Origin of the sequence: Pseudomonas gregormendelii (genome assembly GCF_017114825.1) — a bacterium.
Lineage (GTDB): Bacteria > Pseudomonadota > Gammaproteobacteria > Pseudomonadales > Pseudomonadaceae > Aquipseudomonas > Aquipseudomonas gregormendelii.
Window position 1 is genome coordinate 16,815 of sequence record NZ_JADEVO010000019.1, and the last position, 19,236, is coordinate 36,050.

At 60.7% G+C, this 19,236-nt stretch carries 19 protein-coding genes and 1 pseudogene; 16 read left to right on the forward strand and 4 right to left on the reverse strand.

Annotated elements, in window-relative coordinates; genetic code table 11:
- Nucleotides 1-13: 13 nt before the first annotated feature.
- Nucleotides 14-1,732 carry a C13 family peptidase gene (locus tag IMW75_RS14700; RefSeq protein ID WP_045061512.1) on the reverse strand — a complete coding sequence of 573 codons (1,719 nt, stop codon included), beginning with the start codon at nucleotides 1,730-1,732 and terminating at the stop codon, nucleotides 14-16.
- Nucleotides 1,733-1,845: 113 nt separating this feature from the next.
- Nucleotides 1,846-2,301: a MaoC family dehydratase gene (locus IMW75_RS14705; protein WP_045061511.1), complete on the reverse strand. Its 456-nt coding sequence runs from the start codon at nucleotides 2,299-2,301 to the stop codon at nucleotides 1,846-1,848.
- Between the two features lie 196 nt (nucleotides 2,302-2,497).
- Here IMW75_RS14705 and IMW75_RS14710 point away from each other — a divergent pair, with 196 nt between their 5' ends.
- Genes IMW75_RS14710 through IMW75_RS14720 form a run of 3 tightly spaced genes read left to right on the forward strand, consistent with a single transcriptional unit; the run spans nucleotide 2,498 to nucleotide 4,175 of the window.
- The gene (locus IMW75_RS14710) at nucleotides 2,498-2,860 is read left to right on the forward strand and encodes a CidA/LrgA family protein (protein WP_045061510.1); all 363 of its coding nucleotides are present in this window, start codon (nucleotides 2,498-2,500) and stop codon (nucleotides 2,858-2,860) included.
- On the forward strand, nucleotides 2,857-3,573 hold the full coding sequence (locus tag IMW75_RS14715; protein ID WP_045061509.1) for an LrgB family protein: 717 nt from the start codon (nucleotides 2,857-2,859) through the stop codon (nucleotides 3,571-3,573). Before IMW75_RS14710 ends, IMW75_RS14715 begins: the two co-directional genes overlap by 4 nt.
- A gap of 11 nt (nucleotides 3,574-3,584) precedes the next feature.
- On the forward strand, nucleotides 3,585-4,175 hold the full coding sequence (locus IMW75_RS14720) for an LON peptidase substrate-binding domain-containing protein (protein WP_045061508.1): 591 nt from the start codon (nucleotides 3,585-3,587) through the stop codon (nucleotides 4,173-4,175).
- A 23-nt stretch (nucleotides 4,176-4,198) separates the two neighbouring features.
- Here the strand turns inward: IMW75_RS14720 and IMW75_RS14725 are convergent, their stop codons facing one another.
- Together IMW75_RS14725 and IMW75_RS14730 are read right to left on the reverse strand one after the other, a co-directional pair.
- On the reverse strand, nucleotides 4,199-5,515 hold the full coding sequence (locus IMW75_RS14725; RefSeq protein ID WP_205893035.1) for a bifunctional DedA family/phosphatase PAP2 family protein: 1,317 nt from the start codon (nucleotides 5,513-5,515) through the stop codon (nucleotides 4,199-4,201).
- 184 nt (nucleotides 5,516-5,699) lie between these two features.
- Entirely contained in the window at nucleotides 5,700-6,398 is a 699-nt protein-coding gene (locus IMW75_RS14730) for a DNA-3-methyladenine glycosylase (RefSeq protein ID WP_205893036.1), read from the reverse strand.
- A 170-nt stretch (nucleotides 6,399-6,568) separates the two neighbouring features.
- Here IMW75_RS14730 and IMW75_RS14735 point away from each other — a divergent pair.
- From IMW75_RS14735 to IMW75_RS14795, 13 genes and pseudogenes are all read left to right on the forward strand, one after another.
- Nucleotides 6,569-7,858, forward strand: a pseudogene (locus tag IMW75_RS14735) (glutamate-5-semialdehyde dehydrogenase); the annotation flags it as partial.
- A gap of 1 nt (nucleotide 7,859) precedes the next feature.
- Nucleotides 7,860-8,549, forward strand: a complete 690-nt coding sequence (gene nadD, locus IMW75_RS14740) for a nicotinate-nucleotide adenylyltransferase (protein WP_163019394.1) — start codon at nucleotides 7,860-7,862, stop codon at nucleotides 8,547-8,549.
- A gap of 72 nt (nucleotides 8,550-8,621) precedes the next feature.
- Complete coding sequence (gene rsfS, locus IMW75_RS14745; protein ID WP_045062095.1) at nucleotides 8,622-9,116, forward strand: ribosome silencing factor; 495 nt, start codon at nucleotides 8,622-8,624, stop codon at nucleotides 9,114-9,116.
- Between the two features lie 12 nt (nucleotides 9,117-9,128).
- Entirely contained in the window at nucleotides 9,129-9,596 is a 468-nt protein-coding gene (gene rlmH, locus IMW75_RS14750; RefSeq protein WP_003185785.1) for a 23S rRNA (pseudouridine(1915)-N(3))-methyltransferase RlmH, read from the forward strand.
- A gap of 10 nt (nucleotides 9,597-9,606) precedes the next feature.
- Nucleotides 9,607-11,502, forward strand: coding sequence for a penicillin-binding protein 2 (gene mrdA, locus IMW75_RS14755; RefSeq protein WP_205893038.1), 1,896 nt, complete (start codon nucleotides 9,607-9,609; stop codon nucleotides 11,500-11,502).
- A 31-nt stretch (nucleotides 11,503-11,533) separates the two neighbouring features.
- Nucleotides 11,534-12,637, forward strand: coding sequence for a rod shape-determining protein RodA (rodA, locus tag IMW75_RS14760; protein ID WP_205893075.1), 1,104 nt, complete (start codon nucleotides 11,534-11,536; stop codon nucleotides 12,635-12,637).
- 17 nt (nucleotides 12,638-12,654) lie between these two features.
- On the forward strand, nucleotides 12,655-13,665 hold the full coding sequence (mltB, locus tag IMW75_RS14765; protein ID WP_045062093.1) for a lytic murein transglycosylase B: 1,011 nt from the start codon (nucleotides 12,655-12,657) through the stop codon (nucleotides 13,663-13,665).
- Entirely contained in the window at nucleotides 13,665-14,678 is a 1,014-nt protein-coding gene (locus IMW75_RS14770; protein WP_045062092.1) for a septal ring lytic transglycosylase RlpA family protein, read from the forward strand. The genes mltB and IMW75_RS14770 overlap by 1 nt, the downstream gene beginning before the upstream one ends.
- Nucleotides 14,679-14,858: 180 nt before the next feature.
- Nucleotides 14,859-16,016, forward strand: a complete 1,158-nt coding sequence (locus IMW75_RS14775) for a D-alanyl-D-alanine carboxypeptidase family protein (protein WP_205893039.1) — start codon at nucleotides 14,859-14,861, stop codon at nucleotides 16,014-16,016.
- 86 nt (nucleotides 16,017-16,102) lie between these two features.
- Nucleotides 16,103-16,378 (forward strand): DUF493 domain-containing protein, encoded by a 276-nt coding sequence (locus IMW75_RS14780; RefSeq protein ID WP_045062090.1) that lies wholly within the window; start codon nucleotides 16,103-16,105, stop codon nucleotides 16,376-16,378.
- On the forward strand, nucleotides 16,378-17,025 hold the full coding sequence (gene lipB / locus IMW75_RS14785; protein ID WP_205893040.1) for a lipoyl(octanoyl) transferase LipB: 648 nt from the start codon (nucleotides 16,378-16,380) through the stop codon (nucleotides 17,023-17,025). Before IMW75_RS14780 ends, lipB begins: the two co-directional genes overlap by 1 nt.
- A gap of 1 nt (nucleotide 17,026) precedes the next feature.
- Nucleotides 17,027-18,049 (forward strand): lipoyl synthase, encoded by a 1,023-nt coding sequence (gene lipA / locus IMW75_RS14790; RefSeq protein WP_045062088.1) that lies wholly within the window; start codon nucleotides 17,027-17,029, stop codon nucleotides 18,047-18,049.
- Between the two features lie 172 nt (nucleotides 18,050-18,221).
- Nucleotides 18,222-19,172 carry a S66 peptidase family protein gene (locus IMW75_RS14795; RefSeq protein ID WP_205893041.1) on the forward strand — a complete coding sequence of 317 codons (951 nt, stop codon included), beginning with the start codon at nucleotides 18,222-18,224 and terminating at the stop codon, nucleotides 19,170-19,172.
- Nucleotides 19,173-19,236: the final 64 nt, after the last annotated feature.

The window sequence follows — 19,236 nt, forward strand, 5'->3', positions numbered from 1 at the left end:
GATACTGTTCAGCTTAGTTGCTCTTTGCATCCTTGCTGTCGACAGACACACTTTGCAGCGCTTTGCGTGCCTGCTGCTTGCGCAATAATTGCCAGTGCGACAGGACGGTTTTGGGCGCCCAGATCTGCGGTTCGGATGCTTCAAAGTTGTCAGCCAGCTCGCGCTCGGCCACAGTCGCTCTGGCCAGCTTGAAGGCTTGTTCCAAGTCATCGGTCTGGTTCAGCGCCTGCGCGAACAGGGCATCGCCGAAATAGGTGAAGTTGGCTTCCTCGGAGCAGCCGAACGACACGCGATCAGCCCGTGAGGCGGTCATGATCAGGGTGCGTTCATCCTTGAGGGTCGGGATGAAACCACCGGAGTAGCACGCGGAAATCACGATGATCTTGTCGCGATTTTTCAGCGGGGCCAGCACTGCGGCAAGCTCGTCTGCCGGCAGGTCTGACAACTCCATGCGCGGTTGGTCCAGGACCAGTTCATGCTCGCTGGTGCCGTGGCTGGTCAGGTAAATGAAAATAAGGTCTTCCGGCCCGCTGCGCTCGGCCAGGGTCGCCGCGGCGCGGCGCAGGTTTTCCCGGGTGGCCATCGGTCGATCCACCAGATGGTCGCGATGATTGACCAGGCGGATCTGGCCAAACGCACCGAAACGGCTGCTGAGCATGTTGCTGACGTAATCGGACTCGCGCAGGAACACGCTCTGCTTGCCATCACCCCCGAGGGTCAGGGTGTAGAGCTCGACGGCTGGCGTCGAGGCGGGCACGCTTGCCAGCGCGTCGTCCAGTAACCGCCCCTGGGCCAGCAGGCCAAGCTCAAGGCTGTCAGGCAGCAGCTTGCCTTCGGCATCGCGAACCCGCTGGCCAGCGATCCAGGTACCGCTTTGCACGGTGCCGTCAGTCAACACCAGCGTGCCGCGACCCGAGTAGCTGTCATTGTCGAACTGGCCAACATAGAAACTGCCGTCCGCAAGGTTCAATCGCCCCGGGCCGCTGAAGCGCCAATCGCTGAACTGACCCACGTAATGGCTGCCATCGGCGCCAATCAGTTCGCCTTTGCCATTGAGCGACCCTTCCTTGAACTGGCCGAGCCAGACATCGCCATCGGCATTCTCGTAGCGACCCTTGCCGTGCAGCTGGTTGTTTTTGAAGCTGCCGACATAGATATCGCCATCGGCACTGTTGAAGGTCCCGTTACCCTCCAGCTGACCGTCGACAAAATTGCCGGTGAACTGGTTGCCACTGGCGTCGCCGCGCTGGCCTTCACCGTTGGGTTTGCCATGGGCGAACTGGCCCTGATACGAACTGCCGTCCTCGAGCTCGAGGCGACCCAGTCCTGAATATTGATCGGCCTTGAACTCGCCGCGATAGGTCATGCCGTTTTCTTTGAGGGTGCCTTCGCCGTCCCTTCGACCGGCCTTGAAACCGCCGGTATAGCTGCTGCCATTGGTGGTCAGCGTACCCTGGCCGTCGAACAGGCCCTGGTTGAATTGTCCGCGATACACTTCGCCATTGCTGCCGTGCCACTCGCCCTGGCCATGCCATTGGCCTTTGTCGAACTCGCCGGCATACCAGCTGCCGTTCGGATAATCGACGCGGCCCTGGCCTTGCAGCAATCCGTCTACCAGTTCGCCGCGATAGCGTCCGCCGTCCGGCAGGCGCGCGTCAGGGGGCAGCAGCGATTCGCCGTCTCCGCAAGCGGTCAGCAACAGGGTCAACGCGAGGAGGGCAATCGAGCGCATAGCGGGATCCGGGCAATTAGGCGACCGAGTATGCCGCAGCTCCATGACCTTATATAGCCAGGAAAGCAGGAGAAGGCGCGAAACAGCATGAGCTGCTTCGCATCCAGGATCATTTACACGAAGCAGAGCGACAGGGGTTCGGCAATGTAGGCCGGTTTCTCTGAGCCTTCGATTTCCAGCGTGGCGGTGGCCTTGAGGAGCCATTGGCCGGGCTTTTTCTCGGTGACTTCGGCCAGGTCGACCTTGAGGCGGACCCTGGAATTGACTTTGACCGGCTGAATGAACCGCACGCTGTCGAGGCCATAATTGACCACCATCTTCAGGCCTTCAGGCAGTATGAGGATGTCTTCCATCAGCTTGGGGATCAGCGACAGCGACAGGAAGCCGTGGGCAATGGTGCTACCGAATGGCGTTTGCGCGGCTTTGACCGGGTCGACGTGGATGAACTGGTAATCCCCGGTGGCTTCGGCGAACAGGTTGATGCGCTCCTGGTCGATGGTGAGCCATTCGGAACTTCCAAGTTCCTTGCCGACATAATCTTTGAGCTCTGCAACTGGAACATAGGGCATTGAGACTCTCCTTGGGTTCATCGGTTTTATAGTTTTGAGGTGGGGGGCTCAGACCTCCCGAGTTACCACTTTAGATCACCATGGCCGTGTAACGCGGTCAACTGTCCATGCTTTTGGCGAATGCCGGTCCATAGCGTGGGCATGCTTATAATGCTCGGCCCGCCATTGCGGGTGACGGGATTGGCGGGAGGCCAGGATGCTGCTACGAGGTTTGACATGGCTGGTGCTGTTCCAATTGCTGGGAACAGCGATCAATCACCTGTTTTTGCCGGTGTTGCCAGGGCCCATCGTCGGGCTGCTGCTGTTGCTGGCGTATCTGATCAGTCGCGGGCAGGTGGGCGAGCCACTGAGCCTGGCAGCCGGCAGCCTGCTGCGCTACCTGCCGCTGTTGCTGGTGCCGCCAGCCGTGGGCGTGATGGTGTACGCCAAGGATATTGCCGCAGACTTCTGGGCCATTGTTGGCGCGCTGGTGCTGTCGCTGCTGCTGTCGATGGCGTTCGCCGGGGTGCTGATGCAGCGTTTGGTCAAGCGTCACGCGCCGCCTGAGGACAGCCAATGATCTTTGACTGGCAGGGCGCCTGGACGTCCGTGATCCACCATCCATTGTTCGGCATCGGCATTACGCTGGGCGCCTACCAGCTGGTGCTGGCGGCATTCGAGAAAACCCGCTGGGTCTTTTTACAACCGGTGCTGGTCTCCATGCTGTTGGTGATCGCAGTGCTGGCAGGTTGCGGCATCACTTATGCCGAGTATCGCAAGAGCACCGAGATCCTCAGCATCCTCCTGGGGCCGGCGACTGTGGCGCTGGCCGTGCCGCTCTACCTGAACCTGCGACGCATTCGGCAGTTGTTCTGGCCGATATTTACTACGCTGGTGATAGGCGGCGTGGTCGCCACCGGTCTTGGAGTGTTGCTGGGCTGGTCGTTTGGCGCAGAGCACATGATCCTGATGACTATGGCGCCCAAGTCCGTGACCTCGCCGATCGCGATGCTGGTCGCGGAGCAGATTGGTGGGGTGGCCGCGCTGGCGGCGGTGTTCGTGCTCATAACCGGCGTGATCGGGGCGATTTTCGGGCCTGGCCTGTTGAATCGGCTCGGCGTGCACAGCCCTGAGGCGCGGGGCATGGCGTTGGGCATGACGGCCCATGCGGTGGGCACTTCGGTAGCCCTGCAGGAAAGTGAAGAGTGCGGCGCCTTTGCGGCGCTGGCAATGAGTCTGATGGGCGTGGCCACGGCGGTGTTCCTGCCGTTGGCGGTGTCGATGGTGGTGTAAGGAAAATGTCTATGAGCTTGCCGCTTTTTCCACTGAACACAGTGCTGTTTCCTGGTTGCATCCTCGACTTGCAGATTTTTGAGGCGCGCTATCTGGACATGATCGGTCGTTGCATGAAGCAGGGCGGCGGGTTCGGCGTGGTGTGCATCCTTGATGGTGAAGAGGTCGGCCTTGCTCCGCAGGGTTATGCGCTGGTGGGTTGTGAAGCGCTGATCACCGACTTCAAGCAGCAGGCCAATGGTTTGCTGGGCATCCGCGTCCAGGGCGGCAGGCGCTTCAATGTGCTGAGCACCGAGGTCCAGCGCGATCAGTTGACGGTTGCCGAGGTCGAGTGGCTGGAAGACGAGCCGGAGCAACCGCTGCAGGACGAAGACGCGGACCTGGTGGCCTTGCTCAAGGCATTGGCCGAGCACCCGATGGTCGAGGCCTTGAACATGGGGACCGAAGCGACCGGGCAGCAGTCGTTGGCCAATCAGCTGGCGTATCTGTTGCCGTTCGCCGAAGTGGACAAGATCGATTTGCTGCAACTCGATGATCCGCAGCAGCGCCTGGATGCCATCCAGGCACTGCTCGATGAACTGCAAGGTGAGTTGTTCACCTGATCACCACGCCAATGCGCTGCGCCTCAGTAGGCGTAGCGCAGCATGGCATGCGGCAAGTGGCGCAGGGCAAAGAAGCCGAACAGCGCCACCATTGCCGGCAATACCAGCCACCAGACCCTGGGTGGCATGGCCTTCAATTCTTCACCGCGCTGTATTGTCCACAGGCTTGCCGCACAGACACAGGCCGCCAGCATGGCCCCTGCCGTAATGTCGGTCGGCCAGTGCGCACCCAGGTAGACCCGCGACAACGCAATCGCCAGCGCCGGCAGGCATCCCACCAGCAGCCAGGTCAGGCGCATGCGTGGGGGTTGCCCGCGACCGGCCAGCACCGCCAGGGTCAGGAACAGCGCAAACGCTCCGGAGGCATGGCCGCTGGGCATGCTGTAGCTGGTCAGTGGGTCGCTGAGAATTTCCGGACGTACCCGGGCGAAGAACTGTTTGGTCCCGGTATTGGCCAGTGCCGTGATCAACAAGGTTGCGCAGGCGAATACTGCCTGGCGCCACTGACGCATCACCAGCAGCAAGGTCACAAGCAGTGCACTGAACAGCAGCATGTTGCGGAATTCGCCAATAATCGTCAGCGTCACGGCGACTTCATCGAGTGTCGGGCTGCGATGTTCCTGCACCAGCGTCATCACCCCCTGGTCGAGTGCGGTCAGGTGCGGATAGCCGATGAACAACCCGGCCAGAATCAGCAGGCTCATGCTGGCAATCAACACCGTCGCCTTGCGATGGCGACGCATGCTGCTGGTGATGCTCAAGCCGACCATCACCGCAATGCTGCCCGCCACGATGCCGGCTTCCGGCCAGAAACCTTCCGGCAAAGGCAGGCGAATCGCCGCGCCGGTGGCCCAGCCAGGCAGGAGGTAGGCGACGCTCCAGCCAGCAGCAGCCAACAGGCTTACGGCGGCAAAGCGCGGGAAGGGCATGTCGAGCATTCCCGCGACCATGGGCAGCATGGGACGCAGCGGGCCGATGAAGCGGCCAACCAGCAAACTGGCAATGCCATAACGCTGGAAGTACGACTCTGCGCCGGCAATCCATTCCGGATGATGGCGCAAGCCTGGCAGGCGACGGATGTTCTGGTGAAAATGTCGCCCGATGAAGTACGACACGATATCGCCCGATATGCCGGCGATAAATCCCAGGAATAACGTCTCGCTCAAGGATAGCGCGCCACTGCCGGCCAGCACTGCGACGGCAAACAGCAATACGGTACCGGGGACAATCAGTCCTGCAATCGCCAGGCACTCGACGAAGGCCACGATGAATACAGCCGCGGCCAACCACTGCGGGTTCGCCGCAAGCCATCCGGTCACGCTATCGAGCCATGGGCCCATAAAAACTACTCCATCGAATTTTTATAAGCGTCCGCAGTGGACGAACGCAGGCTTCAACACACCACCGAACCCTGTAGGAACGAGCTTGCTCGCGATGGTCGCTAACGATAGCGAGTGCTTTAGATCAGCGCGGCGCTCTGGAAAACATCGCGAGCAAGCTCGCGCCTACAGGGGGCTAGATTAATCAATTCAGCAAAATATAATCCCGCCCTTCGACCTGCCCGCGTCGCAGCGGGTTCCGCGTGCAATAGGGCGCATAAGCAGCATCGACGAAGCGGTACATCAGGTGTTCATCCCGTCCTTGGGGAATTCCCAGTCGAGTGGTCTGGATCACATGAGCCGGTGCCGCTCCCACGTCTTCCACCAGCAGCACCTCATGGTCAAAGCGCTTGGCGTCCCACATAGGCACTTTCAGGCCCAGCGCCTTGCACAGCAAGGTCTGCCCGGCGCAGAGCTTCTGCGACGGGCGAGGGCGTCCCTGGCCATCGGGGTTGTTCAACAGCATTTGCGCGAGGCTGGCCGGGCCGCTCAGTTCGTCGACCCAGGGGTAGGCCGACTTGATCAACACGGCATTGCCCGGCCCGAGGGCGCTGAAGTTCAGGGAGTCACCGCCGCGGGCGTAATACATATAGATGTGGCCGCCATCCAGAAACAAAGCCTTACGCTTTTCTGTATAGCCTAGGGAGGCGTGGCTGCCTTTTTCTTCGAAGTAATAGGCTTCGGTCTCGATGATTCTGGCGCTGAGCCACAATCCACCGACCCGGTGCCGGATAACTTTGCCCAGCAGATCCCGCGCCAGCGTCTGTGCGTCGCGGTCGAAAAAAGCGTCCGCAAGCCCGTGGGGCTTGAGGGCGGCGACGGATGGGGCATTAAGGTTAGTCATGATGAACAGCGTTTATCAGGGCTGATTGAGCGGTGATGATAACAATGTGCACCTTAATTACGGCTGAACGTCGGCAAATTGAAGTCCATTTCGACCATCCGCCCGTCACCGCTGTTAGTCACGGGTCGCGGCAGCTATAATCTGCCGCTTTACTCTTTAACAAGACCAAGCAAAGACCACTCCAGACCATGACTGAGTCCGTTCTTGACTACATGACCCGCCTGGGTCGCGCTGCCCGCGAAGCTTCTCGCGTCATTGGCCGTGCCAGCACCGCGCAGAAAAACCGCGCCCTGCAGGCTGCTGCCACTGCGCTGGACGCGGCGCGCGTCGAGCTTGCCGCTGCCAATGAGCTGGATCTGGCGGCCGGTCGTGCCAATGGTCTGGAGCCTGCGCTGCTGGAGCGCCTGGCCCTGACGCCGGAGCGTATCGACGGGATGATCGTCGGTCTGCGCCAGGTCGCGGCCTTGCCCGACCCTGTAGGCGCCATTCGCGACATGAGCTTTCGGCCTTCAGGTATTCAGGTCGGCAAGATGCGTGTGCCCCTGGGGGTGATCGGGATCATCTACGAGTCGCGTCCCAATGTGACCATCGACGCCGCCAGCCTTTGCCTCAAGTCGGGTAATGCGACCATTTTGCGTGGCGGCTCCGAGGCGATTCACTCCAATCGCGCCATCGCTGCGTGCATCCAGCGCGGCCTGGCCGAGGCCGAGTTGCCTGCCGCCGTGGTGCAAGTGGTCGAAACCACTGACCGTGCAGCAGTCGGCGCGCTGATTGCCATGCCCGAGTACGTCGATGTCATCGTGCCCCGTGGCGGCCGTGGCCTGATCGAACGGGTCAGCCGCGATGCGCGAGTGCCCGTGATCAAGCATCTTGACGGTATTTGCCACGTTTACGTCAGCGCTCACGCCGACCTGGCGAAAGCCCGGCGCATCGCCTTCAACGCCAAGACCTACCGGTATGGCATCTGCGGTGCGATGGAAACCCTGCTGGTGGATGAAGCCGTTGCCAGGGATTTCCTGCCGTCGATGGCCGCCCAGTTCCGCGAGAAAGGCGTTGAACTGCGCGGCTGCGCCCGGACCCGGGCGATCATCGATGCGGCCGTGGCCACCGAAGACGACTGGAACACCGAATACCTGGCGCCGATCCTGTCGATCCGCGTAGTCGATGGGCTGGACCAGGCCATCGAACATATCAACCAGCACGGTTCCCATCACACCGACTCGATTGTCAGCGAAAGCCTCGCCGACACGCGACGTTTCGTCGCCGAAGTCGATTCGGCATCGGTGATGATCAACACCCCGACCTGCTTCGCCGACGGGTTTGAATATGGATTAGGTGCCGAGATCGGCATTTCTACTGATAAGCTGCACGCCCGCGGACCTGTGGGTCTGGAAGGCCTGACCTGCGAGAAATACATCGTGGTCGGCGATGGCCAGTTGCGCGGCCAGGCGTCGGTTTGACTTGGGCGACCTCGACCTGACAGCGCCGGCCACTCCCGACGAGCCTGCCCCGCGACGCATAGGCGTACTGGGCGGCACGTTCGATCCGGTGCACATCGGCCACTTGCGCGGTGGGCTGGAAGTCGCCGAATCCCTGGCACTGGACGAATTGCGCCTGACACCCAGCGCCCGACCGCCTCATCGCGGTACGCCGCAGGTGTCGGCGAAGGACCGGTTGGCAATGGTCGAATGCGCGGTGGCCGGTGTGGCACCGTTGGTGGTGGACGCTCGCGAATTGCAGCGGGACAAACCGTCCTACACTATCGACACCCTGGAGCTGATGCGCGCCGAGCTGGCCGCTGAGGACCAGGTTTTTCTACTTTTGGGCTGGGACGCATTTTGCGGCCTGCCCACTTGGCATCGCTGGGAAGAGTTACTCCAGCATTGCCACATCCTGGTGCTGCAACGCCCGGATGCCGACAGCGAACCGCCGGATGCCTTGCGCAACCTGCTGGCAGCGCGTTCGGTGAGCGACCCGCTGGCCCTGAAAGGGCCGAGCGGACAGATTGCATTCGTCTGGCAGACGCCGCTCGCGGTATCCGCCACCCAGATCCGTCAACTGCTGGCCAGCGGTAAGTCGGTACGTTTCCTGGTGCCCGACGCGGTCCTGGCCTACATCGATGCGCACGGACTCTACCGTGCGTCGAACTGAAAAACGGCGAGCTTCAAGGCACGTGATCACGTGTAGCGAAGCGCCCGAACATACGAGCAAAACGAGTTTTATATGACTGACAAAGACGTAGCTAAAGTAAAGCGCAAAGGCACATTCAAGAGCGCCCCTCTGCCAGTAGAGGCGCCAACCGGGCCGGAGTTGCGCGGTGAAGAGCTGGTCAAGGTTGCCGTTGCAGCCCTGGAAGACGTGAAGGGCCAGGACATCCAGGTCATCGACGTTCGTGAAAAGCAGAGCATCACCGATTTCATGATCATCGCCACCGGTACTTCGAACCGCCAGATCGGCGCGATGCTGGACAAGGTCCGCGAAGCCGTCAAAGCCCTGGGCGTCAAGCCATTGGGTGAAGAAGGCAAGGGCGACAGCGACTGGGTATTGCTGGACATGGACGACGTCATCGTACACATGATGACTGCCTCGGCACGTCAGTTCTATGACCTGGAACGCCTGTGGGCCGGTGCCGAGCAAAGTCGTTCGGCCAGCGCTGCACACCACAGCCCAGAGAACACCCATGAGCACTTCACCAAGCTCAACAAAGACCAGCAATAATAAGGGACCGCTGTGCGACTGCGACTGATCGCCGTCGGTTCACGCATGCCCAAATGGGTGGAAGAAGGCTGGCATGAATATGCCAAGCGTCTTCCATCCGAGCTGGCGCTGGAACTGGTGGAAATACCGCTCAATACCCGTGGCAAGAACGCCGACGTGGCACGCTTCATCCGACAGGAAGGCGAAGCCATGCTGGCTAAAGTCGGCCCGAACGAGCGGATTGTCACTCTCGAAGTCCACGGCAAGCCCTGGAGTACAGAGCAGTTGGCGGTCGAACTCGATCGCTGGCGCCTGGACTCGCGTACGGTGAACTTCATGGTCGGTGGCCCCGAAGGGCTGGCGCCGGAAGTCTGTGCCCGGGCAGATCAGCGCTGGTCGCTCTCGCCGTTGACCCTGCCGCACCCCCTGGTGCGGATCCTGATCGGCGAACAGCTGTATCGTGCCTGGACAGTGCTGTCCGGCCACCCTTACCACAAGTAGCTTTGCCCTCATGCCCCAGCCAATCCGCATCAAGGACCACGAAAAAGACGCCCGTCTGGTGCGTGGCCGCGTCGTGTTCGGGGCAATTGCGGTGGTGACGCTGATTTGTGTGCTGATTGCGCGGCTGTATTTCCTGCAGGTGATTCAGTACGAGTATCACTCGACCCTGTCGGAAAACAACCGGGTGCATGTGCAGCCGATCCCTCCGACTCGCGGGTTGATCTTCGACCGCAATGGGGTCGTTGTCGCCGACAACCGGCCCAGTTTCAGTCTGAGCATGACCCGCGAGCGTTCCGGCGACTGGCAGCAGGTGCTCGATGTGATCGTCGAAGTCCTGGAGCTGACGCCGGACGATCGGGTGATATTCGAAAAGCGCATGAAACAGGGGCGCCGGCCGTTCGAGCCGGTGCCGATCCTGTTTGAACTCTCGGAAGAACAGATCGCCCGGATCGCGGTCAACCAGTTCCGCCTGCCCGGGGTGGAAGTGGTTGCGCAACTGGTGCGCCACTACCCGCAGGGCGCGCACTTCGCGCACTCGGTGGGTTACATGGGGCGGATCAACGAGAAAGAGCTCAAATCCCTCGATCCGGTCAATTACAGCGGCACCCATCACATTGGCAAGACCGGTATCGAACGATTCTACGAACCCGAACTGCACGGCCAGGTGGGTTACGAAGAGGTCGAAACCAACGCGCGAGGCCGTGTACTGCGGGTGCTCAAGCGTACCGATCCGATTCCCGGCAAGGACATTGTCCTGAGCCTGGACATCAAATTGCAGGAAGCTGCCGAAGCGGCACTTGGCGGTCGGCGCGGCGCCGTGGTGGCATTGGACCCGGCCACCGGCGAAGTGCTGGCGATGGTCAGCCAGCCGAGTTTCGACCCTAACCTGTTCGTCACCGGCATCAGCTTCAAGGCCTATGCCGAGTTGCGCGATTCCATTGACCGGCCGCTGTTCAACCGCGTGTTGCGCGGCCTTTACCCGCCGGGCTCGACCATCAAGCCTGCCGTGGCCATTGCCGGCCTGGATTCAGGCGTGGTGACCGCATCGACCCGGGTGTTCGATCCGGGTTACTACCAGTTGCCAAACTACGACCACAAGTACCGCAACTGGAACCGTTCCGGTGACGGCTTCGTCGACCTGGACACGGCAATCATGCGCTCCAACGACACCTATTTCTACGACCTGGCCCACAAGCTGGGGATCGATCGGCTGTCGGCCTATATGGGCAAGTTCGGCATCGGCCAGAAGGTCTCGCTGGACATGTTCGAAGAATCGCCGGGGCTGATGCCGTCCCGCGAGTGGAAGCGCGCCACCCGCCGTCAGGCGTGGTTCCCTGGCGAGACATTGATCCTGGGGATCGGCCAGGGGTACATGCAGTCGACACCGCTGCAACTGGCGCAAGCCACGGCCCTGGTGGCGAACAAGGGCGTCTGGAAGCGTCCGCACCTGGCCAAGACGGTCGAAGGCGAGAGACCCAAGGACGAAAACCCGATGCCGGATATCATCCTGCGCGATCCGTCGGACTGGGCCAAGGTCAACCACGGAATGCAGCAGGTGATGCACGGTGCCAGGGGCACTGCGCGCAAGGCAGCCATTGGTGCGCAATACCGCATTGCCGGCAAAAGTGGTACGGCCCAGGTGGTCGCGATCAAGCAGGGCGAGAAGTACGACCGCTCCAAGGTTCAGGAACGTCACCGCGACCACGCCCTGTTCGTCGGCTTCGCGCCGGCCGATAACCCGAAAATCGTCGTGTCGGTAATGGTCGAGAACGGCGAGTCCGGTTCCGGCGTTGCGGCACCAGTGGTCCGTCAGATCATGGATGCCTGGCTCCTTGGCCAGGACGGTCGGCTGAAAGCCGAGTACGCCAGCCCTACCAGTGCGGAGGCTACGGCCCGTGAAGAGTAATTTCGACCGCATCCTCTCCAGTGAAGATGTGATGCGTCGCCGTGCGACGCTGCTGCAACGCATGCATATCGACGGTCCGTTGCTGATCCTGCTGTTGACCCTCGCGGCCGGCAGCCTGTTCGTGCTGTATTCGGCCAGCGGCAAGAGCTGGGATCTGCTGGCCAAGCAGGCCACCTCGTTCGGCATCGGCCTGGTGTCGATGGTCGTCATCGCCCAGTTCGAGCCGCGCTTCATGGCCCGTTGGGTGCCGGTAGGTTACGTGCTGGGCGTGCTGTTGCTGGTGGTGGTCGACATCATGGGCCACAACGCCATGGGTGCCACGCGCTGGATCAACATTCCCGGGGTCATCCGCTTCCAGCCTTCGGAGTTCATGAAGATCCTGATGCCGGCGACCATCGCCTGGTACCTGTCCAAGCGCACCTTGCCGCCACAGCTCAAGCACGTGGCGGTAAGCCTGTTCCTGATCGGTTTGCCGTTCATCCTGATCGTGCGCCAGCCCGACCTCGGCACTTCGCTGCTGATTCTGGCGGGGGGCGCCTTCGTGTTGTTCATGGGTGGCCTGCGCTGGCGCTGGATCCTGAGCGTGCTTGCGGCCGCGGTGCCGGTATCCGTCGCCATGTGGTACTTCGTGATGCACGAATACCAGAAACAGCGCGTCCTGACCTTCCTCGACCCTGAGAGCGATCCACTGGGCACCGGCTGGAACATCATTCAATCCAAAGCCGCCATTGGTTCCGGCGGGGTGTTCGGCAAGGGCTGGCTGCTGGGTACCCAGTCGCATCTGGACTTCCTGCCGGAAAGCCACACCGACTTCATTATTGCGGTGTTGGGCGAAGAGTTTGGCCTGGTGGGCATCTGTGCGCTGCTGCTGATCTACCTGTTGCTGATTGGCCGGGGCCTGGTCATTACTGCCCAGGCCCAGACATTGTTCGGAAAATTGCTCGCCGGTGCCCTGACCATGACGTTTTTTGTTTACGTTTTCGTCAACATCGGTATGGTCAGTGGCCTGTTGCCGGTTGTGGGGGTGCCGTTGCCGTTCATTAGCTACGGAGGAACTTCGCTGGTGACACTGCTGTCAGCGTTTGGGGTTTTGATGTCGATCCATACCCATCGTAAGTGGATCGCGCAAGTTTGAATAAGGTGAAGATTTCAATGCAAGAAATGCGTGGCTGGGCGACTCGATACGCGCCGTGGGTCGGCCTGGTAGGCATCCTTGGCACAGCGCAGCAAGCGCTGGCCGGCGATTACGAAGGCACTCCGCAGGTGGCCGAGTTCGTCGGTGAAATGACCCGCGACTACGGTTTCGCCGGTGAGCAGCTGATGGGCGTGTTCCGCGAAGCCGAGCGCAAGCAGTCGATTCTGGACGCGATCTCGAAACCTGCCGAGCGGGTCAAGCAGTGGAATGAGTATCGCCCGATGTTCATCTCCGACGCGCGCATTGCCCGCGGTGTGGACTTCTGGCGCCAGCACGAAGCCGTATTGGCGCGTGCCGAACAGGAATACGGGGTACCAGCCCAGGTGATTGTGTCGATTATCGGCGTTGAGACCTTTTTCGGCCGTAATACCGGTAATTTCCGGGTGATCGATGCCTTGTCCACCCTCGGTTTCGACTATCCTCCCCGTGCCGAATTTTTCCGCAAGGAATTACGCGAGTTTCTGCTGCTGGCCCGGGAAGAACAGGTCGATCCATTGACCCTCAAGGGCTCGTACGCCGGGGCCATGGGGCTTCCGCAGTTCATGCCGAGCAGTTTTCGCGCCTATGCAGTGGATTTCGACGGTGATGGTCACATTAATATCTGGACCAACCCGGACGACGCAATCGGCAGCGTCGCCAGTTATTTCAAGCGTCACGGCTGGGTGGCCGGAGAACCCGTGGTCAGTCGCGCCGATGCGCGTGGCGACCAGGTGGACGAGGGTTTGACCACGGGCATCGAGCCGACTAAAACCGTCGGGGAGTTGCGAGCGTTGGGGTGGTCGAGTCATGATGCGCTGCGCGATGATATGCCGGTCACGGCTTTCCGCCTGGAAGGTGACCAAGGTCCTGAATACTGGATGGGCCTGAAGAATTTTTACGCGATCACGCGTTATAACCGCAGCGTGATGTATGCCATGGCCGTACATCAACTGTCTGAACAGCTGGTCCAAGCACGGGGCGTCAAGTAATGCGGGCATTGCCTATGAATAAACCCCTGAAGCTGATGGCATTCGGTGCCTTGGCGGTGCTGGTCGCCAGTTGTTCGACCAGCCGTTCTCCTACGCAAAAACCTGCGACCACGGCTGTGCGCACCATGCCGGGCCTGGACATCAACCGCGCTCACAAAGACGGCGCGCCATGGTGGGATGTCGACGTATCGCGCATTCCGGATGCCACGCCGACCCTGCATACCGGTCCTTACAAAGCCAACCCCTACACCGTGCTGGGCAAGACCTACTTCCCGATTCAGGAATCGAAGAGCTACGTGGCATCGGGCACGGCGTCCTGGTATGGCACCAAGTTCCATGGCCAGAACACCGCCAACGGCGAAGTCTATGACTTGTACGGCATGAGTGCCGCCCACAAGACCTTGCCACTGCCAAGTTACGTTCGGGTGACCAACCTGGACAACAACAAATCAGTGGTGCTGCGAGTCAACGATCGTGGGCCGTTCTACTCCGACCGGATCATCGACCTGTCCTATGCGGCAGCCAAGAAGCTCGGTTATGCCGAAACCGGGACCGCGCGCGTCAAGGTCGAGGGTATCGACCCGCAACAATGGTGGGCCGCCAAGGGGCGTCCGGCGCCGTTGATGCTCAATGAACCGCAGATCGCCCAGAACAAGGCACCTGTCATCACGGCTTCGGCCGGTACGGTGGAGCAATGGACTCCGCCGCCACAGCAACACGCGGCGGCCGTAGTGCCCGTGCAGATCGATGCAAAAAAAAACGCTTCTGCACCAGCCTCTGGCCAGTATCTGCAGGTGGGCGCGTTCGCCAACCCGGACGCTGCAGAGCTCCTGAGATCGAAGCTGAGCGGAATGGTGAGCGCTCCGGTGTTCATCAGTTCGATAGTGCGCAATCAGCAAACCCTGCACCGGGTGCGCCTGGGGCCAATGGGCTCGCCGGGTGAAATCCAGCAGGTGCAGAACAGCGTGCGACTGGCCAATCTCGGTTCGCCGAGCCTGGTCACCGCCGAGTAATACGTAGTACTTGATTGAAGGCTCACTTGCGATTTGGGGGTGAGCCTGGTTGTTGGCTCGATGAAGAATAAAAGCCCGGCAAGGGTTATGAGTGAACAACTGAACACGCGACAGCTCGTTAGAGTGCTGTCTGATTAGTTTTGCCTTTGGGCAGTTCCCATTAGCGATTTCGAGAGACGGATGAACATCACCACCTTTGCCAAACGCCTTTGCCTGCTAGTCCCGCTGCTCATCTCGCCTGCCGCTTTCGCGGTCGAGATGATGCCGTCGCCACCTCAACTGGCGGCTAAATCCTATGTACTCATGGACGCCAGCAGCGGCAACGTGCTGGTCGAGAACAACGGTGACCAGCGTCTGCCTCCGGCCAGCCTGACCAAGCTGATGACCGCGTACATCGCGACCCTGGAAATTCGTCGTGGCCAGATCGGCGAAAACGATCCGGTGACCGTCAGCGAAAACGCCTGGCGCACCGGCGGTTCGCGGATGTTCATCAAAGTCGGCTCCCAGGTAACGGTCAGTGACCTGCTGCACGGCATCATCATCCAGTCGGGTAACGACGCCAGTGTTGCGCTCTCCGAGCACATCGCCGGCAGCGAAGACGCCTTCGCCGACATGATGAACAAAACCGTGGCCGACCTTGGCATGACCAACAGCCACTTCATGAATCCGACTGGCCTGCCGAACCCGGAGCACTACTCGTCGGCTCACGACATGGCCGTGCTGGCTCGCGCAATCATCCACGAAGACCCTGCTCACTATGCGATCTACTCGCAGAAAGAGTTCTTCTGGAACGGCATCAAGCAACCTAACCGCAACCTGCTGCTGTGGCGCGACAAGACCGTGGACGGCCTGAAAACCGGTCACACCGACGAAGCCGGCTTCTGCATGGTGTCTTCGGCTGTACGTGACGGCATGCGTCTGATCGCCGTGGTCTTCGGCACCAACAGCGAAGTGGCTCGCGCCTCTGAGACCCAGAAGCTGCTGACTTACGGTTTCCGCTTCTTCGAAACCCAGACCTTCTATCAGAAAGGCGCCGAGCTGGCCCAGGCTCCAGTCTGGAAAGGCACCACCAACCAGGTCAAGGCCGGCCTGGCTCAAGACCTGACCATGACCCTGCCAAAAGGTCAGCTGAAGAAGCTCGCCGCCAGCATGACCATGAACCCGCAACTGATTGCGCCAATCGCCAAAGGCGACGTGATCGGTAAAGTCGAAGTGAAACTGGACGACAAGGTTGTGCACAGCGCAGACCTGATCGCACTGGACGCGGTCGACGAGGGTGGTATCTTCCGTCGCATGTGGGATAGCATCCGTCTATTCTTCTACGGCTTGTTCAACTGATTTAGTGTGGACCTGCATGGCCCCGTTCCAATCCGGTGCGGGGCCATGTTCGTTACCACGGCTTACGCTTACGAGGCCGTTACGCCATGACCGATACCGAAGTAAAGGCGCCAAAGATCGAATTCCCCTGCGCGGATTATCCTATCAAGGTGATCGGCGATACCGGCGTAGGTTTCAAGGACAGGATCATCGCGATCCTTGAGAAGCACGCCACTGTTGACCTCAAGACGTTCGCCGAACGCCAGAGCACCAACGGCAAGTACACGACCATCCAGCTGCACATCATCGCTACCGGTCAAGAGCAGCTGTACGACATCAACAGCGAATTGCGCGCTACCGGTTTTGTGCACATGGTGCTGTGATGTCTGGCACGCTGGGCTTTCGCGAGCTTGGCCAGATGGCTTACGAGCCGGTCTGGCATGCCATGCAACGCTTTACCAACGAACGTGGCAGCAATGCCGCGGACGAGATCTGGCTGGTCGAGCACCCACCGGTGTTCACCCAGGGCCAGGCCGGCAAGGCTGAACATCTGCTGCTGCCGGGTGATATTCCGGTGGTGCAGGTCGACCGTGGTGGCCAGGTGACCTATCACGGCCCCGGCCAGTTGGTCGCCTACCTGTTGCTCGATGTACGCAAACTCGGTTTTGGTGTGCGTGACCTGGTCACCCGCATGGAGCATTGCCTGATCGAGCTGCTGGCGAGCTACGGCGTTATCGCTGCAGCCAAGCCGGATGCACCGGGTGTGTATGTAAACGGGGCAAAAATTGCCTCCCTGGGTTTGCGCATTCGTCACGGCTGTTCTTTTCATGGCCTGGCCCTGAACGTGGACATGAACCTGGAACCGTTTCGACGGATTAATCCCTGCGGCTACGCCGGGCTGGCGATGACCCAGCTCAGCGATCACGCAGGATCGATTGAATTTGCCGAGGTAAGTGCCCGGCTGCGCGCGCAGCTCGTCAAACACCTCGACTATGCTGAGCAGACGACCCTAACGGGCGGAATCGACTGATATGACTACTGATGCAGTGCAAACCATGATCCCGACGCTGGATGTTACCGAGCGTCCGGCCCCGCGTGCCAAGGTTGAAGCCGGCGTCAAGCTGCGCGGCGCCGAGAAGGTTGCACGCATCCCGGTAAAGATCATTCCGACCACCGAACTGCCAAAAAAGCCGGACTGGATCCGTGTGCGCATCCCGGTTTCCCCGGAAGTCGACCGCATCAAGGCGCTGCTGCGCAAACACAAGCTGCACAGCGTGTGCGAAGAGGCGTCCTGCCCGAACCTGGGCGAGTGCTTCTCCGGCGGCACGGCGACCTTCATGATCATGGGGGACATCTGCACCCGTCGTTGCCCGTTCTGCGACGTGGGCCACGGTCGTCCGAAGCCACTGGACGTCAATGAGCCGCAAAGCCTGGCCATCGCCATCGCTGATCTGAAACTCAAATACGTGGTGATCACCTCGGTTGACCGCGATGACCTGCGTGACGGCGGTGCCCAGCACTTCGCCGACTGCATCCGCGAAATTCGCAAGCTGTCGCCAAATGTGCAGCTCGAAACCCTGGTCCCGGATTACCGTGGACGCATGGACGTGGCGCTGGAAATCACTGTGGCTGAGCCGCCTGATGTGTTCAACCACAACCTGGAAACCGTGCCACGCCTGTACAAGGCTGCGCGTCCGGGCTCGGACTACCAGTGGTCGCTGACCCTGCTGCAACGCTTCAAGCAGATGATGCCGCACATTCCGACCAAGTCCGGCCTGATGCTGGGGCTGGGTGAAACCGATGAAGAAGTCATCGAAGTGATGAAGCGCATGCGCGAACATGACATCGACATGCTGACCCTGGGCCAGTACCTGCAACCGTCGCGCAGCCACTTGCCAGTCCAGCGCTTCGTGCACCCGGACACCTTCGCCTGGTTCGCCGAGGAAGGTTACAAGATGGGCTTCAAGAACGTCGCATCCGGCCCGCTGGTTCGTTCTTCGTATCACGCTGACGAGCAGGCCAAGCTGGTCAAGGCCGAGCTGATGTCGTCCTGATCAACTGCTGGTAAAACAGCCCGCAAGGCTTGTCCGGCTTGCGGGCTGTTTTTTGCCTGGCCTAAGGCACACCGCGATTTTTTCCTGCAGTTGGAGGGCGCTGTCCCTCTTCTGTTTGTGCCCGTTCCTGACTACTGTGGTGCAAGACGCCTTCACACCGGGAGATTCATGGATGACCGTTAAACCAACCCACGTTCTCAGCCCGCACGCTCCTGTCCCGGCGCTGCCTGCCGAGGGCCTGATCGGCGTCATCGCTCCCGCCGGCCCTGCGCCTCTGGACACCGACAAAGCCACCGCCTGGATGCGTGCTCGCGGGTATGCGCTGCGGATTTTTCCCGGGGTCTACGAGAAGGAGGGTTACCTTGCCGGCAGCGACGAAAGGCGGCTGGCGGATTTGCACGCCGCGTTTGCCGATCCGCAAGTCGATGCGATCATTTGCTTGCGTGGCGGTTACGGCACCCCGCGCTTGCTCGATCGCATTGATTTCGACCTGTTGCGCAACAATGCCAAGCCATTCATTGGCTACAGCGACATCACCGCGCTGCATCTGGCGATCAGTCGATACGCGGGGTTTGTGACCTTTCACGGGCCGCTGCTCAATGCCGACCTGCTGGGTGACCGGAAGCGGCCGACCGAGTCCTCGTTTTTCAACATGCTTAGAGGGCAGGTGAAGGCGGGGAGTGTACTGACTCACCCGGTGGCCTACCCCTTGATCACGATCGAGCCAGGCATTGCCCACGGGCGCTTGCTCGGCGGCAACTTGTCGATGATCGCGGCCGTCATGGGCACGCCCTACGCGATCGATGCCGAGGGCGTCATCCTGTTTATCGAGGACATCAACGAGCCGCTGTACCGTATTGACCGGCTGCTGACGCACCTGCGCCTGGCGGGCACGCTGGGCCAGCTGCGCGGGGTATTGGTTGGCGATGTGGCGGGGGTGGAGACGGCTGCGCTTGAGCGGTTGCTCAAGCAGACTTTCGAGCCTTTACGCATTCCGGTACTGGCCGGTTGGCGCAGCGGGCATTGTGATCCGAACCTGACGCTGCCGATGGGGGCGTTGGTGAAGCTCGATGCGGGGGGCAAGGCGTTGGTGTTGGAGCAGGATGTTGTAATCAAGTCTTAGATCATCACGGACTGATAGTCAGTCATCGCGGGCAAGCCCGCTCCCACAAGTTCCAGGTTGAATG